The sequence below is a fragment of the Streptomyces sp. NPDC041135 genome, assembly GCF_055592085.1.
In genome coordinates this window covers 1-20,385 of sequence record NZ_JBVIYZ010000003.1, presented here as the reverse complement: position 1 = coordinate 20,385, position 20,385 = coordinate 1, and the positions used below count along the sequence as shown (strand labels likewise).

Here is a 20,385-nt window from a genome sequence, read left to right as displayed (position 1 = left end):
GCCGCCCGGCATGTCACCCTTGACCCATGCCTGAAGGTGACACGGTGTGGCAGGCCGCGAAACGCCTGCACGACGCCCTCACGGGCAAGGTGCTGACCAAGAGCGACTTCCGCGTCCCCCGGTACGCCACGGTGGACCTGACCGGCCGGACCGTCCTGGCCACCCTCGCCCGCGGCAAGCACCTGCTCACCCGCTTCGAGGGCGGCCTGACGCTGCACACGCACCTGCGGATGGAGGGGGCGTGGAAGATCTACGGCGAGGGTGAGCGCTGGCGGGGCGGTCCCGGGCACCAGATCCGCGCCGTCCTCGGCACCGACGGCCGCACCGCCGTCGGCTACCGCCTCCCCGTGGTGGAGTTCCTGCGTACCTCAGAGGAGGAGAACGCGGTCGGCCACCTCGGCCCCGACCTGCTCGGCCCCGACTGGGACCCCGAGCAAGCCCTGGCCAACCTGTCCGCCGACCCCGCCCGCCCCCTCGGCGAGGCCCTGCTGGACCAGCGCAATCTCGCCGGCATCGGCAACGTCTACAAGAGCGAGCTGTGCTTCCTGCTCGGTGTCACCCCCTGGCTGCCCGTCGGCGCCCTCCCCGCCGACCACGCGGCGAAGCTGATCGCCCTGTCCAAGCAGCTTCTCGAGGCCAACCGCCACCGCCCCGTCCGCAAGACCACGAGCCTGCCCCACCAGGACCTGTTCGTGTACGGCCGCGCCCGCCGCCCCTGCCTGCGCTGCCGTACCCCGATCCGCGTCGCCGACCAGGGCGACGGCTCCCAGGAGCGCCCCACCTACTGGTGCCCGTCCTGCCAGGCGGGACCGGCGCCCGCACCCGGGTCACCGCAGCGGTGGAAGGAGCGCTACCAGCGCTCGGTCAGGTGACGGCACCGGTGTCCTCGGCCGTGACCGCCCGCCTCCGTCGCGCCCCCGCGGCCCCGGCCGCCCGAGTCCTGGGGACCGTGTGCACCGGCAGCAGGCTCAGCCCCCACCCGCCGGCCACGACGGCTCCCTCGAGCACCCCGGTGTCCGCCCCGAGCGTGATCCGCAGCACGGCCCACCACCACACGGCACCGAACCCCAGACCGGCCCCCCAGCGCACTGTCCGACCCACCATGGCCGCCACCTCCAGCCGGACGCCGCAACGCCACCGCGCCCGGACCGGCGCGCTCGCCCGAACCCCCCGCCCCGCCTCTCCCGGGACCTCCTCCAGGCCGTCCCCGGACCTCCTCCAGGCCTTCTCCAGACCCCGTGGAGGCCGTGTCCCGGAGCCTCTCCAGGCCCGCCCCAGGCCTTCTCCAGGAGGGCTCGAGGGGTACTGCGGATATCCGCTAGGCGTTCTCCGCCTGGAACATCCAGTGGTGCTTCTCCAGATCCGCCGTGACCCCGATCAGGAGGTCCTGGGAGACCGGGTCCGGCGCCTCGGTGGCCGTCACCCGCTGCCGCATCCGCGTGATCACCGCGCCCAGCGCCTCGACCAGCGTCCGTACGGCGTCCGCGTCCTTGATCCAGCCGGCCGGGGTCGGCCCGATGCCGCTGCCGGAGGCGACCGTCTGCACGCGGCCGTCCGGCGGGACGCCGAGCGCGGAGGCCCGCTCCGCCACGGTGTCGGTGTGGGTGCGGGCACTGGTGACGACCTCGTCGAGCTGGAGGTGGATCGACCGGAAGCGCGGGCCGACGACATTCCAGTGCACCTGCTTGGCGACCAACGAGAGGTCCACCAGGTCGACGAGCGCGCCCTGCAGCGCCTCGGACACGGTCTTCAGGTCCGTGTCGGACAACGGGCTCTTCACGACGTACATGCGCACTCTCCGCTGCTCGGGCTCCGCGATGTCCCCTCCACCATGACCGGACCCCCGCACGGCGGCAAACGGACACCGGGGGACGAACACCATGGCCCGGACGCACGAAAGCCCCAGCAGCGCCTCTCCGTTCCAGCGGAGAAGCCCTGACCGGGGCCTCGACACAGGTGGCGTCGGCTCGGCCGCCGCGCCCTGGCGGACGCCTAGGCGGCCACACCCACCGGCGTCACGCGGCGACCACGTCCACCGCCTCGGCGGGCGCCTTGATGGTCACCCGTTCCGGTGGCACACCGGCCACCGACACGGAGCCCAGCATCGGGCGGACCGGCGTTGGCACGGTCTCGGTGGCCGCGGCGGACCGGGCCAGTTCGGCGAGCGCGAGTTCGTCGCTCACCTCACGCATGAGTTCGGACATCCGTACGTCCAGCGCGTCGCAGATGGCGGCGAGCAGTTCGGAGGAAGCCTCCTTCTGCCCCCGCTCCACCTCGGAGAGATAGCCGAGTGAGACTCGGGCGGACGAGGAGACTTCGCGCAGAGTACGGCCCTGGCGTTGGCGCTGCCGACGCAGCACGTCACCCAGCAGGCGACGGAGCAGAATCATCGGTGGCTCCCTCCTCGGACCGCGTAGCCGCATCCTTCACGCCCCACCGTACCGCCTTGCGCCGCGGCCGTGCGGGGAGCGATGTCGTGTTCACTCAGGGCTGCAAACATCAAAACCCCCCGTTCCGTTCCGTATCCTGTGCCCGCTCATTCCCGGTGTGTTCGCCCGCCAGCTCCCTCATGAGCAGGGCGAGTACGCTCCGTACACTCTCCATACGAATTTCCGCACGGCCGCCGTTCAACCGCAGACCCCGGACTTTTCCGCCACCGGCAGAACCCGCGACGCCGGCGAAGGGCCCGTCCACGGCGACGTACACCGTCCCGACGGGCCGGCCGTCCTGCGGCTCGGGGCCGGCGACCCCGGTCGTCGCGATGCCCCAGTCCGCCCCGAGCGCCTTGCGGACTCCGGCCGCCATCTGGGCCGCGACCTGCGGGTCCACCGCTCCTTGCCGGGCCAGCAGTGCGGCGTCGACGCCCAGCAGCTCGTGCTTCAGCGCGGTGGCGTACGCCGTCACCGATCCGCGGAAGACCTTCGACGCCCCGGGGACCGCGGTGATCTCCGCCGCCACCAGACCACCGGTGAGCGACTCCGCGACGGCGAGCGTCTCGCCCCTCACGGTCAGTAGTCGCACCAGCTCGGTGGCCGGGGAGTTCACGCTTGCGTCTCCTCCAACGCCGCGGCGCGCTCGGCGATTCCCCGCCGGCGCAGCACAATGGCCTGTCTCACATAGTCGAGGCCGGTGACGACGGTGAGGACGACCGCCGCCGCCATCACCCAGAACCTCATGGTGGCCAGCCATCCCGTCAGCGCCAGGATGTACATCCCGACGGCCACGCCCTGGGTGAGCGTCTTCAGCTTGCCGCCGCGGCTGGCTGGGATCACGCCGTAGCGGATCACCACGAAGCGCAGCAGCGTGATGCCGAGTTCCCGGCCGAGGATGACGCCCGTCACCCACCACGGCAGGTCGCCGAGCGAGGACAGGCAGATCAGCGCCGCGCCCATGATCGCCTTGTCGGCGATGGGGTCCGCGATCTTGCCGAAGTCGGTGACCAGGTTGTAGGTGCGCGCCAGGTGCCCGTCGAACAGGTCGGTGATCATGGCGACGGCGAAGGCGGCCCAGGCGAGCGAGCGCCAGGCCGGGTCGTAGCCGCCGCCCGCCAGCATCAGCGCCACCAGGCCCGGCACCAGGAGCAGCCGGAGCATGGTCAGCAGATTGGCGACGTTCCACACGCTGGCCTGGTTGACGGCCGCGGCCGCCAGCTTCCCGCCGCGCGCCGGCCGGACGCCGTCCTGTTGCGCGCCGGCGGCCGGTTCCGGCCCGTCGAAGGGCGGTGCGGCGGGGCCGTGGACCTCGGGGGCGGCGCCGTCGGTGGCTGCGGAGCCCGGGGCGCGGGGCGCGCCGGACGGGCCGCCCGCGGCGGATGCCGGGACTCCGGTCATCTGCCCGCCTCCTCACTACACTCCGACGAGTCCGCGAGGGGCTCGGCCACCAGGTCGACGCCTTCCGTGCCGACCACCTTCGCCTCGACCATACGGCCGACGCGCAGGTCCGCGCCGCTCGTGAGCAGCACCTGGCCGTCCGTCTCCGGCGCCTGGTGGGCCGCGCGGCCGCGGACGCCCTCCTCCTCGTCGACGGACTCCACGAGGACGTGCACGGTGTCGCCCACGCGCTCCTCGGCCCGCTGCGAGACGAGCTCCTCGGCGAGCCGGGAGACGCGGGCGAGCCGCTCGGCGACGAGGTCGGGGTCGAGCTTGTTGTCGTAGGTGGCCGCCTCGGTGCCCTCCTCGTCGGAGTAGCCGAAGACGCCGATGGCGTCCAGGCGGGCTCCGGTCAGGAAGCGCTCCAGTTCGGCCAGGTCGGACTCGCTCTCGCCGGGGAAGCCGACGATGAAGTTCGAGCGCACGCCGGCCGTGGGGGCCTTGCCGCGGATGGTGTCGAGCAGTTCCAGGAAGCGGTCGGTGTCGCCGAAGCGCCGCATGGCGCGCAGCACGTCGGGCGCGGAGTGCTGGAACGACAGGTCGAAGTACGGGGCGACCTTCGGCGTGGAGGTCAGTACGTCGATCAGACCGGGTCGCATCTCGGCCGGCTGGAGGTAGCTGACGCGCACCCGCTCGATGCCGTCGACGTCGGCCAGATCGGGCAGCAGCGACTCCAGGAGGCGGATGTCGCCGAGGTCCTTGCCGTAGGAGGTGTTGTTCTCGGAGACCAGCATGATCTCCTTGACGCCCTGCTCGGCCAGCCAGCGGGTCTCGTTGAGCACGTCGCTCGGGCGGCGCGAGATGAAGGAGCCGCGGAAGGACGGGATGGCGCAGAAGGAGCAGCGCCGGTCGCAGCCGGAGGCGAGCTTGACCGAGGCGACCGGGGCGCCGTCCAGCCGACGGCGCAGCGGGGCGCGGGGCCCGGAGGCCGGGGCGAGGCCTTCCGGGAGGTCGGCCGGGGCGTGCCCGGGCAGGGCCACCTCGGCGGCCGACTGCTGGCGCTCGGCCGGGCTGATCGGCAGCAGCTTGCGCCGGTCGCGGGGGGTGTGGGCGGCGTGGACGCCACCGGACAGGATGGTCTGCAGGCGGTCGGAGATGTCCGCGTAGTCGTCGAAGCCGAGGACGCCGTCGGCCTCGGGCAGGGCCTCGGCCAGCTCCTTGCCGTACCGCTCGGCCATGCAGCCCACCGCCACGACGGCCTGGGTTCTGCCCTGTCCCTTGAGGTCGTTGGCCTCGAGGAGGGCGTCGACGGAGTCCTTCTTGGCGGCGTCGACGAAACCGCAGGTGTTGACGACGGCGACGTCCGCCTCCGCGGCGTCCTCGACGAGGTCCCAGCCGTCCGCCTCCAAACGGCCTGCGAGCTCCTCCGAGTCCACCTCGTTGCGGGCGCAGCCAAGAGTGACGAGTGCGACGGTACGGCGTTCAGGCATGGGCTCAAGACTACTTCGTCCGACCGGCACCCCACGTCGACGGGGTTGGCCGGTGCGGGCCGATCCCGTCACACCGCCCCGGTCGTACGGCCGGGGCGGCGGGCCGCTCAGCCGACCTCGGGGTCGCCCTTGGTGTAGGTCAGCCGTTCGACCGAGCCGGGCCGGAAGGCGTCCTCGATCTTCTTGCCGTTGACGTAGAGCTGGATCGCCCCGGCGTCACCGAGGATGAGGTTGATCTTGGAGCTGTCCTGGAAGGTCTTGGTCTCGCCCTTCTTCAGCAGCCCGTCGAACAGCATCCGGCCGTTGTGGTCCTTGGCCGAGATCCAGCTGCGTCCGCCGGAGGCGCTGACCTGAACGGTGACCTTGTCCTGCGGGGCGGCCGCGATGGCGCTGTCGGAGGGCTCCGGGGCGGGCACGATCTTGGTGCCGCGCGGCTTGGGCGTCGTGGTGGACTTCCCCGTGGTCGCGGTGGCGCCCTCGGCGACCTGCGACTTGCCGTCGTTGCCGCTGCCGCCGCCCTTGAAGGCGGTGAACCCCACGAAGCCGATCACGGCGACGATCGCCGCGACCATGGCCGCGGTCCAGTTGGGGCCGCGCCGCTCGGGACGGATCCGCTCCGCCTCGAACAGCGGCGCCGCGGGGGTCGGCGCGGGACGCCCGCCGTGCTCGGCGTCGTACTGCGCGATCAGCGGCTCGGGGTCGAGGTGGACGGCCCTCGCCAGGGTGCGCAGGTGGCCGCGGGCGTAGACGTCACCGCCGCAGGGGGCGAAGTCGTCCGCCTCGATGGCGCGCACGATGGCGATGCGGACCCGGGTGGCACTGCTGACGTCGTCGACGGTGAGCCCGGCCGCGACACGGGCCTGCCGCAGGGTGCGGCCGACGGAGGGGCGGGCTTCCTCGGACACGTCGGGGAACGGACGCTCGTCTTCAGGGGAGTTGCCGATGGACACGGGGGCGCCTTTCGAGCGTGTAGCCACCTGTGCTGGACGTTCAGTCTAGGGGGGGTACGAAAGGAGGGGGCAACCGGACGGTGAAGCTTTGTACGCCATCGGTATGGCCGGACACACCGACGACGGGTCAGGTCAGGCCCGAGGCAGCGGCCGTACCTGTTCTCTCGCTCACGTTGACGTATGCCCGGGGAAAAGGGTTGTGTGCCGTTCCCTAACGAGTGGATCACGGCGATGCCGCCGCCCGGCGCAGACCCGCCCGCCGGACAGCTCATCTGCCTATCCCTCAGACTCCCCCCGGATGACGGCGAGCACGCCGTCCAGGTCGTCGGGCTTCACGAGAACGTCACGTGCCTTGGACCCCTCGCTGGGTCCGACGATGTTCCTCGACTCCATGAGGTCCATCAGCCGGCCGGCCTTGGCGAAGCCGACGCGCAGCTTGCGCTGGAGCATGGACGTCGAGCCGAACTGGGTGGAGACGACCAGCTCGGCCGCCTGGCACAGCAGGTCGAGGTCGTCGCCGATGTCCTCGTCGATCTCCTTCTTCTGCTTGGTGCCGACGGTGACGTCCTCCCGGAAGACCGGGGCCATCTGGTCCTTGCAGTGCTGGACGACGACCGCGACCTCTTCCTCGGTCACGAAGGCGCCCTGCATACGGGTCGGCTTGTTCGCGCCCATCGGCAGGAACAGCCCGTCGCCCTTGCCGATCAGCTTCTCGGCGCCGGGCTGGTCCAGGATGACCCGGGAGTCGGCCAGCGAGGACGTGGCGAAGGCGAGCCGCGAGGGCACGTTGGCCTTGATCAGGCCGGTGACGACGTCGACCGAGGGGCGCTGGGTGGCGAGCACCAGGTGGATGCCTGCCGCGCGCGCGAGCTGCGTGATGCGCACGATGGAGTCCTCAACGTCACGCGGGGCGACCATCATCAGGTCGGCCAGCTCGTCGACGATCACCAGCAGGTACGGGTAGGGCTGAAGCTCGCGCTCGCTGCCCTCGGGCGGCTTGACCTTGCCCTCGCGCACGGCGCGGTTGAAGTCGTCGATGTGCCGGTAGCCGTAGGCGGCGAGGTCGTCGTAGCGCAGGTCCATCTCGCGCACGACCCACTGCAGGGCCTCGGCGGCCCGCTTGGGGTTGGTGATGATCGGCGTGATGAGGTGCGGGATGCCCTCGTAGGCGGTCAGCTCCACCCGCTTGGGGTCGACGAGGATCATCCGGACGTCCTCGGGGGTCGCCCGCATCATCACCGAGGTGATCAGACAGTTGATGCAGGACGACTTGCCGGACCCGGTGGCGCCGGCGACCAGGATGTGCGGCATCTTCGCCAGCGAGTGCATGACGTACCCGCCCTCGACGTCCTTGCCGAAGGCGACCAGCATCGGGTCGTCGTCCTCCGCGGACTCCGCGAGGCGCAACACGTCGCCGAGGTTGACCATCTCCCGGTCGGTGTTGGGGATCTCGATGCCGACCGCCGACTTGCCGGGGATGGGGCTGATGATCCGCACGTCGGGGCTGGCGACGGCGTACGCGATGTTCTTGGTCAGGGCGGTGATCCGCTCGACCTTCACCGCGGGGCCCAGCTCGACCTCGTAGCGCGTGACCGTCGGCCCGCGGGTGAAGCCGGTCACGGCCGCGTCGACCTTGAACTCGCTGAAGACGGTGGTGAGCGAGGCGACGACCGCGTCGTTGGCCGCGCTGCGCGCCTTCCCGGGGCCGCCCCGGGTGAGCAGGTCGAGCGAGGGCAGCGCGTAGGTGATGTCGCCGGAGAGCTGGAGCTGCTCCGCGCGCGCGGGCATCTCGCGGGGCGCCTCCGGGGCCTTCTTGGTGAGGTCGGGGACGCTGCCGGTGCCGAGCTTCTCCTGCTTGGGCCGCGCAGCGGGTACGGGCGTCGGCGTCCGCACCGGCGCGGGCGCCGGCGCGGCAGCGGCCGAAGGCGTGGACGTGGGCACCGGGGTGGTGTCCTCGCGTTCGCCGGCGCTGACGCCCTGGGTGAGGTCGGCGACGACCGGGGAAGGCGGCATGCCGTGCAGGACCGCGCCGTCGAGCGCGGCGGCGGCGGCCGCGGCGACGTCCACGGCGTCCATCCGCCGCTGCATCTCGGGCTGCGGCACCGCCGAGCGCCGGGGACGGCCGCGGCGCCGGGAGAGGGCCTCCTCCTCGGCCTGCCCGGGGTCGTACGCCGGGGGCGCGCCGGAGCGCCGGCGGGGGCGCGCGGGCAGCGCCTCACGCCACTGCTCGTCGTACCGCTCCTCGTCGTCCCCGAACTCCGCGTCCTCGTACACCTCGCGGTCCGGCAGCAGGCCCAGGCTCACGCCGAGCGCGCGCAGCCGCTGCGGGATGGCGTTGACCGGGGTGGCCGTGACCACGAGCAGCCCGAAGACGGTCAGCAGCACCAGCAGCGGTACGGCGAGCACGTCGGTCATCGTGTAGGTCAGCGGCGTCGCCGCGCCCCAGCCGATGAGGCCGCCGGCGTCCCGTATGGCCTGCATGCCGGCGCTGCGGGCGGGCGAGCCGCAGGCGATGTGGACCTGCCCGAGCACGCCGACGACGAGCGCGGACAGACCGATGACGATGCGTCCGTTGGCCTCCGGCTGTTCCGGATGCCGGATGAACCGGACGGCGATGACCGCCAGCAGTATGGGCACCAGCAGGTCGAGGCGGCCGAAGGCGCCGGTCACCAGGATCTCCACCAGCTCGCCGACCGGACCGCGCAGGTCGGCCCAGGTGCCGGCGGCGACGATCAGGGCCATGCCGAGCAGCAGCAGCGCGACGCCGTCCTTGCGGTGGGCCGGGTCGAGGTTGCGCGCCCCCTGCCCTATGCCGCGGAAGACGGCGCCGACGGCGTGCGCGAGACCGAGCCAGAGGGCGCGCGCGAGCCGGTAGACGCCCCCGGTGGGACTGGCCACCGGCCGGGGCGGCGCGGCCTTCCGCACCGCGGCCTTCCGCACCGCGGCCTTCCGGGCGGGCGCCTTCTTGGCCGGGGCCCTTTTCGCGACGGCCTTCTTCGCCGGAGCCTTCGCGGGAGCGGCCGCCTTCCTGGCGGGCTGCTTCTTGGCTGCGGAGGGACGTGAGGCCATGGGTGTGAGGTTACCGGTGGAGACGGCAGGGGACACGTGTGCCCACTGCTTCACCCGTTCGTGTCGCCCCTGCGGGGGCCGGAAACTGACGCGGTCTCACCGGCGACGGCGCGCGCACCGCAGGTCAGTTCTGCGTCGACACCTGCGGGCCGCCTCCGCCCGTGCCCGGCTCCAGCGCGTCGAGCGCGCGGCGCAACCCGGTGAGCTTGCGTTCGAGATGGGCGGCCGTGGCCACCGCCGCCGCGTCCGCGGAGTCGTCGTCCAGCTGCTTCGACAGCGCCTCGGCCTGCTCCTCGACGGCCGCGAGCCGCGCCGACAGCTCGGCCAGCAGCCCGGCCGACTCCTTGCCCGCGCCGACCTCGCCCCGGCCGCCGCCCTCCAGTTGCAGCCGCAGCAGCGCCGCCTGCTCCCGCAGCTGGCAGTTCTTCATGTACAGCTCGACGAAGACGGAGACCTTCGCGCGCAGCACCCACGGGTCGAACGGCTTGGAGATGTAGTCCACCGCGCCCGCCGCGTACCCCCGGAAGGTGTGGTGCGGGCCGTGGTTGATCGCGGTGAGGAAGATGATCGGGATGTCCCGGGTCCGCTCCCGCCGCTTGATGTGCGCCGCCGTCTCGAAACCGTCCATGCCCGGCATCTGGACGTCCAGCAGGATGACCGCGAAGTCGTCCGTGAGCAGCGCCTTGAGCGCTTCCTCCCCGGACGATGCCCGCACCAGCGTCTGATCGAGCGCGGAGAGGATGGCCTCCAGCGCCAGCAGATTCTCCGGCCGGTCATCGACCAGGAGGATCTTGGCCTTCTGCACCATGGCCCGCCCTCCTCGCCCCGGCGATACACCGGGTGCCGCCCCTTGGGACGACTCCCTTTCGCCGCCCGTCCTTGTGCCGGTCATGGTAGCCGCACCCCGCCTGTCGCCACACCCTGTCACCGAGATGTCACTGTCCACACAGCTGAAACGCAACGGAAGACCACAAGGTTCCCCGCATCCCGCACTTCTACACGGTCGCGGCCGGCCCCGGTCGACAACTCCACCTGCGTACCGAAGGTTCCCACACCGTTCACATCCGGTGCCTCCGCCTCCGCCGCCGCCCGTCCCGTGCCGGTCACTCCCCGCTCATCCACTGCTGCATCACCGACAGCAGATGATCGGGGTCGACCGGCTTCGTCACGTAGTCGGACGCGCCGGACTCGATCGCCTTCTCCCGGTCGCCCTTCATCGCCTTCGCGGTCAGCGCGATGATCGGCAGCCCGGCGAACTGCGGCATCCTGCGGATCGCCGTGGTCGTCGCGTAGCCGTCCATCTCGGGCATCATGATGTCCATCAGCACGACCGCCACGTCGTCGTGCTGCTCCAGCACCTCGATGCCCTCGCGGCCGTTCTCCGCGTACAGCACCGACAGCCCGTGCTGCTCCAGCACGCTGGTGAGCGCGAAGACGTTGCGGATGTCGTCGTCGACGATCAGCACCTTCTCGCCCGCGAAACGCACCCCGCGCTGCGACTGCACGGCCGTCTCCTGCTGCTGGTCGGCCGCGAGCGTCCACTGCTCGGGTCGCTGCTCCAGCGCCGGGGCGTTGCGGCGCCGGCGCCGGAACAGCGCCGCGGGCCCGTTCTGCGTGTCCCGGTACGACCTGACCTCCGCCGGCGTCTCCACCCGGCCCCCGGACAGCCCCGAGGACGCCTGGAAGTCGGTGGCCGCCACCAGGTCCCCGGCCTCCAGCGCGGGCAGGGACTGCTGGTAGCCCTGCGGCGGGAGTTCGCTCGGGTGCAGCGGCAGGTACAGCGTGAACGTCGAACCGCGCCCCGGCTCGCTCTGCGCGTGGATCTCACCGCCGAGCAGCTGCGCGATCTCCCGGGAGATCGACAGCCCCAGGCCGGTGCCGCCGTACTTGCGGCTGGTCGTGCCGTCGGCCTGCTTGAACGCCTCGAAGATCACCCGCATCTTGCTGGCCGCGATCCCGATGCCGGTGTCGGTCACCGAGAACGCGATCAGCGGGCTGCCCGGTTCGGCGAGCGAGCCGGCCTCCAGCAGCTGCTCCCGGATGCCCGCCGGCACATCCGTGCCCGCGGGCCGGATCACCAGCTCCACCGACCCGGAGTCGGTGAACTTCACCGCGTTCGACAACAGGTTGCGCAGCACCTGCAACAGCCGCTGCTCGTCGGTGTGCAGCGTGGCGGGCAGCTCCGGCGAGACCCGCACGGACAGGTCCAGGCCCTTCTCCGCCGTCAGCGGCCGGAACGTCGCCTCCACGTAGTCCACGAGCTGGACGAGCGCGATCCGCGTCGGCGAGACGTCCATCTTGCCCGCCTCCACCTTCGACAGGTCGAGGATGTCGTTGATCAGCTGCAGCAGGTCGGACCCGGCACCGTGGATGGTCTCGGCGAACTCCACCTGCTTCGGCGAGAGGTTGCCCTCCGCGTTGTCCGCGAGCAGCTTCGCCAGGATCAGCAGCGAGTTGAGCGGCGTCCGCAGCTCGTGCGACATGTTGGCGAGGAACTCGCTCTTGTACCGCATCGACACCGCGAGCTGCTCCGCGCGCTCCTCCAGGACCTGCCGCGCCTCCTCGATCTCGGTGTTCTTCACCTCGATGTCCCGGTTCTGCCGGGCCAGCAGCTCGGCCTTCTCCTCCAGCTCCGCGTTGGACGCCTGCAGGGCCTTCTGCCGCTGCTCCAACTCCGCCGACCGCTCCCGCAGTTGCTCGGTCAGCTCCTGCGACTGCTTCAGCAGCTGCTCGGTCTTGGTGTTGACCGAGATGGTGTTGACGCTGGTCGCGATCATCTCGGCGATCTGGTTGAGGAAGTCCTTCTGGATCTGCGTGAACGGCGTGAAGGACGCCAGCTCGATCACCCCGAGCACCTTGCCCTCGAACAGCACCGGCAGCACGATCACCTGTGCCGGCGGCGCCTCCCCGAGCCCGGAGGAGATCTTCAGGTAGCCGCTGGGCGCGTTCTCCACCAGGATCGTGCGCTTCTCGTCGGCCGCCGTACCGATCAGCCCCTCCCCCGGCCGGAACGACGTCGGCATCGAGCCCATCGAGTAGCCGTACGAACCGAGCATCCGCAGCTCGTACACGTCCTCCCGGTCCGCCCTCAGGTCCTTGTCGACCAGTGGCATCGCCAGGAAGAACGCGCCGTGCTGCGCGGACACCACCGGGGTCAGCTCGCTCATGATCAGCGACGCCACGTCCTCCAGGTCCCGGCGGCCCTGCATCAGCGCGGAGATCCGGGCCAGGTTGCCCTTGAGCCAGTCCTGCTCCTTGTTGGCGATCGTGGTGTCGCGCAGGTTGGCGATCATCTTGTTGATGTAGTCCTGCAGTTCCTGGATCTCGCCGGACGCGTCCACGTCGATCTTCAGGTTCAGGTCGCCCCGGGTCACCGCGGTCGCCACGCGCGCGATGGCCCGCACCTGCCGGGTCAGGTTCCCGGCCATCTCGTTCACCGACTCGGTGAGGTCGCGCCAGGTGCCGTCCACGTCCCGCACGCGTGCCTGGCCGCCGAGCTGGCCCTCGGTGCCCACCTCACGGGCCACCCGGGTGACCTCCTCGGCGAAGCTCGACAACTGGTCGACCATCGTGTTGATCGTCGTCTTCAGCTCGAGGATCTCACCGCGCGCGTCGATGTCGATCTTCTTCGTCAGGTCACCCTTGGCGATGGCCGTCGTGACCATGGCGATGTTGCGCACCTGGCCGGTCAGATTGGACGCCATCTGGTTCACCGACTCGGTGAGGTCCTTCCACGTACCGGCCACCCCGGGCACGTGCGCCTGGCCGCCCAGGATGCCGTCCGTGCCCACCTCCCGGGCCACCTTGGTGACCTGGTCGGCGAACGAACTCAGCGTCTTCACCATGGTGTTGATGGTGTCGGCGAGCTGCGCCACCTCACCGCGCGCCTCGATCGTCACCTGCCGGGTCAGATCGCCGTTGGCGACCGCCGCGGACACCTGGGAGATGTTGCGCACCTGCATGGTCAGGTTGTTGGCCATCAGGTTGACGTTGTTGCTGAGGTCCTTCCAGATGCCGGTGACGCCCGGCACGTGCGCCTGGCCGCCCAGGATGCCCTCGGTACCCACCTCACGGGCCACCCGCGTCACCTGCTCGGCGAAGCTGGAGAGCTGGTCCACCATCGTGTTGACGGTCGTGACCAGCTCCAGGATCTCGCCCTTGGCGTCGACCGTGATCTTCTTCGACAGGTCGCCCTTGGCGACCGCTGTGGTGACCTCGGCGATGTTGCGGACCTGAATGGTCAGGTTGTTCGCCATGAAGTTCACCGACTGCGTGAGGTCCTTCCAGGTGCCCGCCACCCCCTGCACCTCGGCCTGGCCCCCGAGGATGCCCTCGGTGCCCACCTCACGGGCCACCCGCGTGACCTCCTGGGCGAACGACGACAGCTGGTCCACCATCGTGTTGAGGGTGTTCTTCAGCTCCAGGATCTCCCCGCGCGCGTCCACGGTGATCTTCTGCGACAGGTCGCCCCGCGCGACCGCCGTCGCGACCTGGGCGATGTTGCGCACCTGCGCCGTGAGGTTGCCGGCCATGCCGTTCACGGAGTCGGTCAGGTCCCGCCACACCCCGGCCACGCCCGGCACCTGCGCCTGACCCCCGAGGCGGCCGTCGGTGCCCACCTCCCGGGCCACCTTGGTGACCTGGTCGGCGAAGGCGGACAGCTGGTCCACCATCGTGTTGATGGTGTTCTTCAGCTCCAGGATCTCCCCGCGCGCGTCGACGTCGATCTTCTGCGACAGGTCGCCCCGCGCCACCGCCGTCGTCACCTGCGCGATCTGGCGCACCTGGGAGGTCAGGTTGCCCGCCATGAAGTTGACGGAGTCCGTCAGCTCCTTCCAGGTGCCCGACACCCCGTCCACCCGGGCCTGGCCGCCCAGCCGGCCCTCCGTGCCCACGTCCCGCGCCATCCGGGTCACCTGGTCGGCGAAGCTGGAGAGCTGGTCCACCATCGTGTTCACGGTGTTCTTCAGCTGGAGCATCTCGCCGGAGACGTCGACGGTGACCTTCTGGGAGAGGTCGCCGTTGGCCACCGCCGTCGTCACCTGGGCGATGTTGCGCACCTGGCCGGTGAGGTTGCGGAACGCGGTGTTGACGGAGTCCGTCAGGTCCTTCCACGTGCCGGCCGCGCCCGGCACCTGCGCCTGGCCGCCCAGCTCGCCCTCGACGCCGACCTCCCGCGCCACCCGCGTCACCTCGGCACCGAACGACGACAGCTGGTCCACCATGCCGTTGACGGTGTTCTTCAGTTCCAGCATCTCGCCGGCCACGTCGACCGTGACCTTCTGCGACAGATCACCGCTGGCCACCGCCGTCGTCACCGCGGCGATGTCGCGCACCTGCGTGGTCAGGTTCCGGAAGACCGTGTTGACCGAGTCCGTCAGGTCCTTCCAGGTGCCCGCCGCGCCCGGCACGTTCGCCTGGCCGCCGAGCCGCCCCTCCGCGCCGACCTCGTTCGCGACCCGCGTGACCTCGTCAGCGAAGATCCGCAGCGTCTCGGTCATCTGGTTGATCGTCTCGGCCAGCTGCGCGACCTCCCCGCGCGCGGGCACGGTCACCTTCCGCGACAGGTCACCGCTGGCCACCGCCGTGGTCACCTGCGAGATGCCCCGCACCTGGGCGGTGAGGTTGCCCGCCATCGTGTTGACGGAGTCGGTCAGCTCCTTCCACACCCCGGCGACCCCCGGCACCTGCGCCTGGCCGCCCAGGATGCCCTCGGTGCCCACCTCACGGGCCACCCGGGTCACTTCGGAGGAGAACGAGGACAGCTGCTCCACCATCGTGTTGACGGTGTTCTTCAGCTCCAGCATCTCGCCGGCCACGTGCACGGTGACCTTGCGCGACAGATCGCCCCGGGCCACCGCCGTCGTCACCAGGGCGATGTCACGCACCTGGGCGGTCAGCCGGTTCGCCATGGTGTTGACCGACTCCGTCAGGTCCTTCCAGGAGCCCGACATCCCGCGCACCCGGGCCTGCCCGCCCAGCTTGCCCTCGGTGCCCACCTCGCTGGCCACCCGGGTCACCTCGTCGGTGAACGTCGACAGCTGGTCGACCAGGTTGTTGACGGTCCGCCCGACCTTCAGGAACTCACCCCGCAGCGGATGCCCGGTCCCGTCCGGCGCCTGCGTGCGCAGCTCCATCCGCGGCGACAGATCGCCCTCGGCGACCGCCGTCAGTACCCGGCTGACCTCGGACACGGGCCGTACGAGATCGTCGACCAGGGCGTTCGAGGCGTCGATCGCGGCCGCCCAGGAGCCCTCGCAGGCGCCCGTCTCCAACCGCTCCGTGAGCTTTCCCTCACGGCCCACCATGCGCCGCACCCGCGACAGCTCGCCCGTGAGGTGCAGATTGCGGTCGGCCACCTCGTTGAAGACGGCCGCGATCTCCGAGATCACGCCGTCGCCGGACACCGTCAGCCGCCTGCGGAAATTCCCGTCGCGCATGGCCACGAGCGCCACCAGCAGCCGGTCCAGGGCCGCCGTGTCCACCGCGGTCGTCCCGCCGCGTTGCTTGCCCAGGGACTGTCCGCCTTTCGCGCGCGTCTTCGTGGCCCGCGTCGCTGCGCCAGACTCCACTGTGTCCCTCCCGCAGGGGTCGACCATTGCTGTGCCCGGGTGTCCGCCCGGCCTGCCGCGCACCCGGCATACCGGTTTACCGCGACGTACCCGTTACTCGTGCGTATCACTGCCCGCCCGGTTCCGGCCGCACCCAGGGCTGCTGCCCAGCGTTCCCGCAGCCCACTCACCCGGGCCTGACCTTCACCGCAAGCCTGCCCAGTGTTTCACCCCGGCCGAACCAGGCCATAACAGTTCGGCAGCTTCGCACATCGTCCGCACACCCTGGGGGCGTAAACACCCGCGACCGGCATCCGCCCGGACCGCGAAGGTAAGTAACCTTGCATGCGGCTGTCCAGCCGCACCGGTCCGTCCGGCCTGGGCGGTGGCACGAGCACGAGCGGGCATCGGAGGGGCGGCCGCAGACCATGACCACCGGAGTCATCCCCGGGGGACACCCCCCGGAGCCACGGCCGACGGGCGAGCTGATGCCGCAGCAGCGGCGCGAGCCGGACGGCCCCCCAGACCTGCATGCCGACAACCGGCCGAGGAGTTCTGTGATCACCGCGCGCGCGGCCGCCAGCTTCGAGCCCGTCGGGCGATCCGTCGCGACGGCCCGCTCCTTCGTCCGCGACACCCTCCAGGGCTGGGGCTTCGCCGACATCGTCGACGACGCCGTGGTCCTCACCAGCGAACTGGTGACCAACGCGGTGGTCCACGCCGGCACGCACGCGGACGTCCTGTGCCTGCGCAGCGACGACGGCGTACGCGTCGAGGTCGCCGACCGCTACCCGGAGCGCGAGGTCCCCCTGCAGGGCGCGGCCGACACCATGGGCAGCCCCGACCGCGAGGGCGGCCGCGGCCTCCAGCTGTGCGCGGCCCTCGCCGCCCGCTGGGGCGTCGAGTACACCCCCACGCACAAGACCGTGTGGTTCCGCCTCGACCTGCCCGAACGCCCCGTCGGCACCCGCGCCGCCGGCCCCGCCCTCCCCGCCGACCTGCTGCCGCTCACCGACGGCCGGGTCCGCGTCGCGGTCGTCCAGATCGACCGCAAGGGCACCCTCACCTCCTGGAACGAGGATGCCGAGGACCTCTTCGGCTACCCCGCCGACCAGGTCACCGGCAAGCCGCTCACCGACTTCGCGGCCTGGCCGCACACCCCCGGCACCGGCACCGGCATCGCCGAGGCACTCCAGCTCTCCCGCTGGGAGGGCAGCTACGGCGTACGCGGCGCCGACGGCCGCGTGCTCCCGGTCTACGCCTCCCACCTCCGGGTCCGCGACACCGCCGGCGAGCCGTCCACCGTCTGCCTGCTGGTCCGCGACGACGAACGCGCCGTGCTGCAGTCCCCGGCGCGCGTCCCGTCCTCCGACTCCGCCGCGACCGCCGACGGCCAGGGCACCGACCCCTTCGAGCTGTTCATCGGCTCCCCGGCCCCCGACGACCTCGACGGACTCCTCCAGCGCACCGTGGAGCGCGCCCGCGACATGCTCGACGCGGACGCCGCTTTCCTGCTCCTCGCCACCGACGACGAGACGGAGCTGGAGGTCCGCGCCTCCACCGGCCTGCCCTCCGCCCGCCAGCGCTTCGCCCGCGTCCCCGTGGAAGCCGGCCCCGGCCGCTACGGCTCCGCCCGCATGCCCGCCGTCCACGACGACCTCACCGCCGTCCCCGGCGCCGTACCGCTGCTGACCGGCACCGGCATGCGCTCGGTCGTCACCGTCCCGCTCAAGGTCGAGGGCCGCCTCACCGGCTCCCTCGGCGTCGCGGCCGAAGCACCCGGCAGGTACTCCAACGAGGAGGCGCTGCGCCTGCAGTTCGCCGCCGACCGCATCGCCCTGGCCGTCGAGTCGGCCCGCCTGGGCGAGCTGGAGCGGCTGCGCCGGGGCTCGCTCAGCTTCCTCGTGGAGGCCTCCGACCTGCTGGCCGGCACCCTGGACCGGGACCAGACCCTGGCCTTGATGGCCCAGATGACCGTCCCCACCCTGGCCACCTGGTGCGCCGTCTACACCATCGCCGACCAGGCCTCCGAGCCCTATCTCTCGTACGTCCTGCACGAGGACGAGGAACTCATCGACGGCATCAAGTCACTGCTGTCGAAGATCTCCCCGCCCGACCCCGTCCCCACCCCCGGCGCCCGCGTCTGGTCGGCGCCCGGTGATGTGGCCCACCGCGCCGCCCTGCGCAGCTCCATGCGCAGCCTCGGCCTGACCGGCGGCTCCACCCACCAGGTCGCCTCCGGCATCGGGCCGACGCTCGCCACCGCCTCCGCGGTGGGCGGCGAGACCGTCGTCCTGCCGCTGGTCGCCCGCAACCGCGTCATCGGCATGCTCACCCTCGGCAAGCCCACCGACGAGCACTTCCGCCAGGAGATCCTGGAACTGGCCGAGGACCTCTCCCGCCGGGCCGCCCTGGCCCTGGACAACGCCCGCCTGTACTCCGAGCGCACCGCCATCAGCCAGGCCCTCCAGCGCAGCCTCCTGCCGCCCGGCCTGCCGCAGATCGACGGCGTGGAGGTGGAGGTCATCTACCGCGCGGCCGGCGAGGGCAACGAGGTCGGCGGCGACTTCTACGACCTCTTCCCGATCAGCGACGACGCGTACGGCTTCGCCATCGGCGACGTCTGCGGCACGGGCCCCAACGCCGCGGCCGTCACCGGCCTGGCCCGGCACGCGCTGCGCCTGCTGGCCCGCGAGGGCCTCAGCGGCCCGGCGGTGCTGGAGCGCCTGAACTCCGCGATCCTCGACGAGGGCGACCGCAGCCGCTTCCTCACCCTGCTCTACGGCGAGCTGCGCCCGCAGGCCGACGGCAGCGCCGAGCTGAAGGTGGTCTGCGCCGGCCATCCGCTGCCGCTGCGGCTGCGTCAGGACGGCACGGTCGAGGCGGCGGCCGAACCGCAGCCGCTGCTGGGCGTCATCGAGGACCTGGAGCTGTACGAGGAGACGGTCACCCTCGACCCGGGCGACGTGCTCCTGTGCGTCACGGACGGCGTCACCGAGCGCCGTGAGGGCACCCGCATGCTCGGCGACGACGGCCTCGCCGACGTGCTGACGACCTGCACGGGCCTGACGGCGGGTGCGGTCGCGGCGCGGATCATGCGCGCGGTGGAACGCTTCGCCTCCGACGCCCCGTCCGACGACATGGCCATCCTCGCGATGCGGGTCCCGGGCCTGCCCACGGAGTGAGTCCCGCGGGGCTCGCGCGGATGTCCGCGTGAGCCTTGCGGGCATCCGCAAGCAGCAAAAAAGCCCCGCCCGGAATCGGGCGGGGCTTTCGTGTCGGAGCCCCCAAACGGAATCGAACCGTTGACCTTCTCCTTACCATGGAGACGCTCTACCGACTGAGCTATAGGGGCCTGTCGCTTTCGAGGGTTTTCCTCGCGGCAACGGAATAGATCATACCCTGAATGACCCGGAGTTCCCAAACCCGTTCGCGGGTGATCAGAAGGCGGGCTGGAGCAGTCCGCCGAGCGCGTTGCACGCCGACACGATCCGCTGCATCTCCCGCTTGGTCAGCACGGCGTCGACGGGCAGCGCGAGGGTCTCGTCCGCGGCCCGTTCGGTCTCCGGCAGCGCCACGCACCGACGGAAGCCCGGCAGGCGGTGCACAGGTGTCTTCACCGGCACCCGGCACTCAACTCCCTTGGACCGCAGGGCATGTGCGAAGGCGTCCCGGTCCGGCCGGCCGTTGCCGGGCACCCGCACGACGTACTGCTGGTAGGTGTGTCCGGCACCGCCGTCGGGCGTGCTCACGCCGCTCAGCCTGGCGTCCAGGTAGGCGGCCCGCTCCCGACGCCGCGCCACCTCGTCGTACGGCGCCTCGGACTCCGCGTGTTCCAGCACCAGCAGCCCGTGCCGCTGCCCGAGCGCGTGCAACCGCCCGATGTCGGCGCGCCGTCCGAAGCGGTGGACCACAACGACGGCCGCGGTACGGGCGGTCAGGGCCGTCTCCACGGCGGACGTCTCGAGGCAGTACGTCACCGGGTCTATGTCGGCGAACACCGGGAGCGCACCGGCCAGTGTGACGGCCTCGGCGACCTCCACGTTGCCGAACGCCGGTACGACGACCTCGTCCCCGACTCCGACGCCGGCGGCCCTGAGCAATGCAGCAGTACCCATGGGGTGGATGCTCCGGGCGCAACGTGAACATGGGGTGACGTAAACGAAAAAAGGGTTGGACCCCGAACCGAAGTTCAGGGTCCAACCCTTTATCAAAGATTGTTCGGCGGTGTCCTACTCTCCCACAGGGTCCCCCCTGCAGTACCATCGGCGCTGTGAGGCTTAGCTTCCGGGTTCGGAATGTAACCGGGCGTTTCCCTCACGCTATGACCACCGAAACACTATGAAACTGTGAACAACACCGGGCACAACACGGCTGTTCGTGGTTTCAGAACCAACACAGTGAACGCGAGCATCAATGGACAAGCCCTCGGCCTATTAGTACCAGTCAACTCCACCCGTTACCAGGCTTCCATATCTGGCCTATCAACCCAGTCGTCTACTGGGAGCCTTACCCT

13 protein-coding genes, 1 tRNA gene and 2 rRNA genes are annotated in these 20,385 nt (G+C 71.2%); 2 read left to right on the top strand and 14 right to left on the bottom strand.

Annotated elements, in window-relative coordinates; genetic code table 11:
• Positions 1 to 26 precede the first annotated feature (26 nt).
• Entirely contained in the window at positions 27 to 872 is an 846-nt protein-coding gene (locus ACZ6CZ_RS08460; protein ID WP_469016649.1) for an Fpg/Nei family DNA glycosylase, read from the top strand.
• Here the strand turns inward: ACZ6CZ_RS08460 and ACZ6CZ_RS08455 are convergent.
• The 10 genes from ACZ6CZ_RS08455 to ACZ6CZ_RS08410 form a co-directional block, all read right to left on the bottom strand.
• Positions 865 to 1,104, bottom strand: coding sequence for a hypothetical protein (locus ACZ6CZ_RS08455; protein WP_469016647.1), 240 nt, complete (start codon positions 1,102 to 1,104; stop codon positions 865 to 867). The two genes, ACZ6CZ_RS08460 and ACZ6CZ_RS08455, sit on opposite strands and share 8 nt — an antisense overlap.
• 214 nt (positions 1,105 to 1,318) lie before the next feature.
• Positions 1,319 to 1,789, bottom strand: coding sequence for a Dps family protein (locus ACZ6CZ_RS08450; RefSeq protein WP_469016644.1), 471 nt, complete (start codon positions 1,787 to 1,789; stop codon positions 1,319 to 1,321).
• Between the two features lie 226 nt (positions 1,790 to 2,015).
• A complete protein-coding gene (locus ACZ6CZ_RS08445; protein WP_469016641.1) occupies positions 2,016 to 2,390 on the bottom strand; it encodes a helix-turn-helix domain-containing protein in 375 nt (124 codons plus the stop codon).
• 109 nt (positions 2,391 to 2,499) lie between these two features.
• Positions 2,500 to 3,045 (bottom strand): CinA family protein, encoded by a 546-nt coding sequence (locus ACZ6CZ_RS08440; RefSeq protein ID WP_469016639.1) that lies wholly within the window; start codon positions 3,043 to 3,045, stop codon positions 2,500 to 2,502.
• Entirely contained in the window at positions 3,042 to 3,830 is a 789-nt protein-coding gene (gene pgsA / locus ACZ6CZ_RS08435; protein WP_469016637.1) for a CDP-diacylglycerol--glycerol-3-phosphate 3-phosphatidyltransferase, read from the bottom strand. The genes ACZ6CZ_RS08440 and pgsA overlap by 4 nt, the downstream gene beginning before the upstream one ends.
• Positions 3,827 to 5,299: a 30S ribosomal protein S12 methylthiotransferase RimO gene (gene rimO, locus ACZ6CZ_RS08430; RefSeq protein ID WP_469016634.1), complete on the bottom strand. Its 1,473-nt coding sequence runs from the start codon at positions 5,297 to 5,299 to the stop codon at positions 3,827 to 3,829. Before rimO ends, pgsA begins: the two co-directional genes overlap by 4 nt.
• A gap of 107 nt (positions 5,300 to 5,406) precedes the next feature.
• On the bottom strand, positions 5,407 to 6,249 hold the full coding sequence (locus ACZ6CZ_RS08425; RefSeq protein ID WP_469016632.1) for a helix-turn-helix domain-containing protein: 843 nt from the start codon (positions 6,247 to 6,249) through the stop codon (positions 5,407 to 5,409).
• Between the two features lie 276 nt (positions 6,250 to 6,525).
• Positions 6,526 to 9,318, bottom strand: coding sequence for a DNA translocase FtsK (locus ACZ6CZ_RS08420; protein WP_469016629.1), 2,793 nt, complete (start codon positions 9,316 to 9,318; stop codon positions 6,526 to 6,528).
• A 124-nt stretch (positions 9,319 to 9,442) separates the two neighbouring features.
• Positions 9,443 to 10,126: a response regulator gene (locus tag ACZ6CZ_RS08415; RefSeq protein WP_469016627.1), complete on the bottom strand. Its 684-nt coding sequence runs from the start codon at positions 10,124 to 10,126 to the stop codon at positions 9,443 to 9,445.
• A gap of 295 nt (positions 10,127 to 10,421) precedes the next feature.
• Positions 10,422 to 15,890, bottom strand: a complete 5,469-nt coding sequence (locus tag ACZ6CZ_RS08410; RefSeq protein WP_469016624.1) for a HAMP domain-containing protein — start codon at positions 15,888 to 15,890, stop codon at positions 10,422 to 10,424.
• Between the two features lie 407 nt (positions 15,891 to 16,297).
• On the opposite strand from ACZ6CZ_RS08410, the gene ACZ6CZ_RS08405 reads away from it, so the two are divergent.
• On the top strand, positions 16,298 to 19,054 hold the full coding sequence (locus tag ACZ6CZ_RS08405) for a SpoIIE family protein phosphatase (protein WP_469016622.1): 2,757 nt from the start codon (positions 16,298 to 16,300) through the stop codon (positions 19,052 to 19,054).
• A 97-nt stretch (positions 19,055 to 19,151) separates the two neighbouring features.
• Here ACZ6CZ_RS08405 and ACZ6CZ_RS08400 read toward each other — a convergent pair.
• The 4 genes from ACZ6CZ_RS08400 to ACZ6CZ_RS08385 form a co-directional block, all read right to left on the bottom strand.
• A tRNA-Thr gene (locus ACZ6CZ_RS08400) sits at positions 19,152 to 19,224 on the bottom strand.
• A gap of 85 nt (positions 19,225 to 19,309) precedes the next feature.
• Positions 19,310 to 19,972 (bottom strand): DegT/DnrJ/EryC1/StrS family aminotransferase, encoded by a 663-nt coding sequence (locus ACZ6CZ_RS08395; RefSeq protein ID WP_469017864.1) that lies wholly within the window; start codon positions 19,970 to 19,972, stop codon positions 19,310 to 19,312.
• A gap of 116 nt (positions 19,973 to 20,088) precedes the next feature.
• Positions 20,089 to 20,205, bottom strand: a 5S ribosomal RNA gene (gene rrf, locus ACZ6CZ_RS08390).
• A gap of 80 nt (positions 20,206 to 20,285) precedes the next feature.
• A 23S ribosomal RNA gene (locus ACZ6CZ_RS08385) occupies positions 20,286 to 20,385 on the bottom strand; the annotation flags it as partial.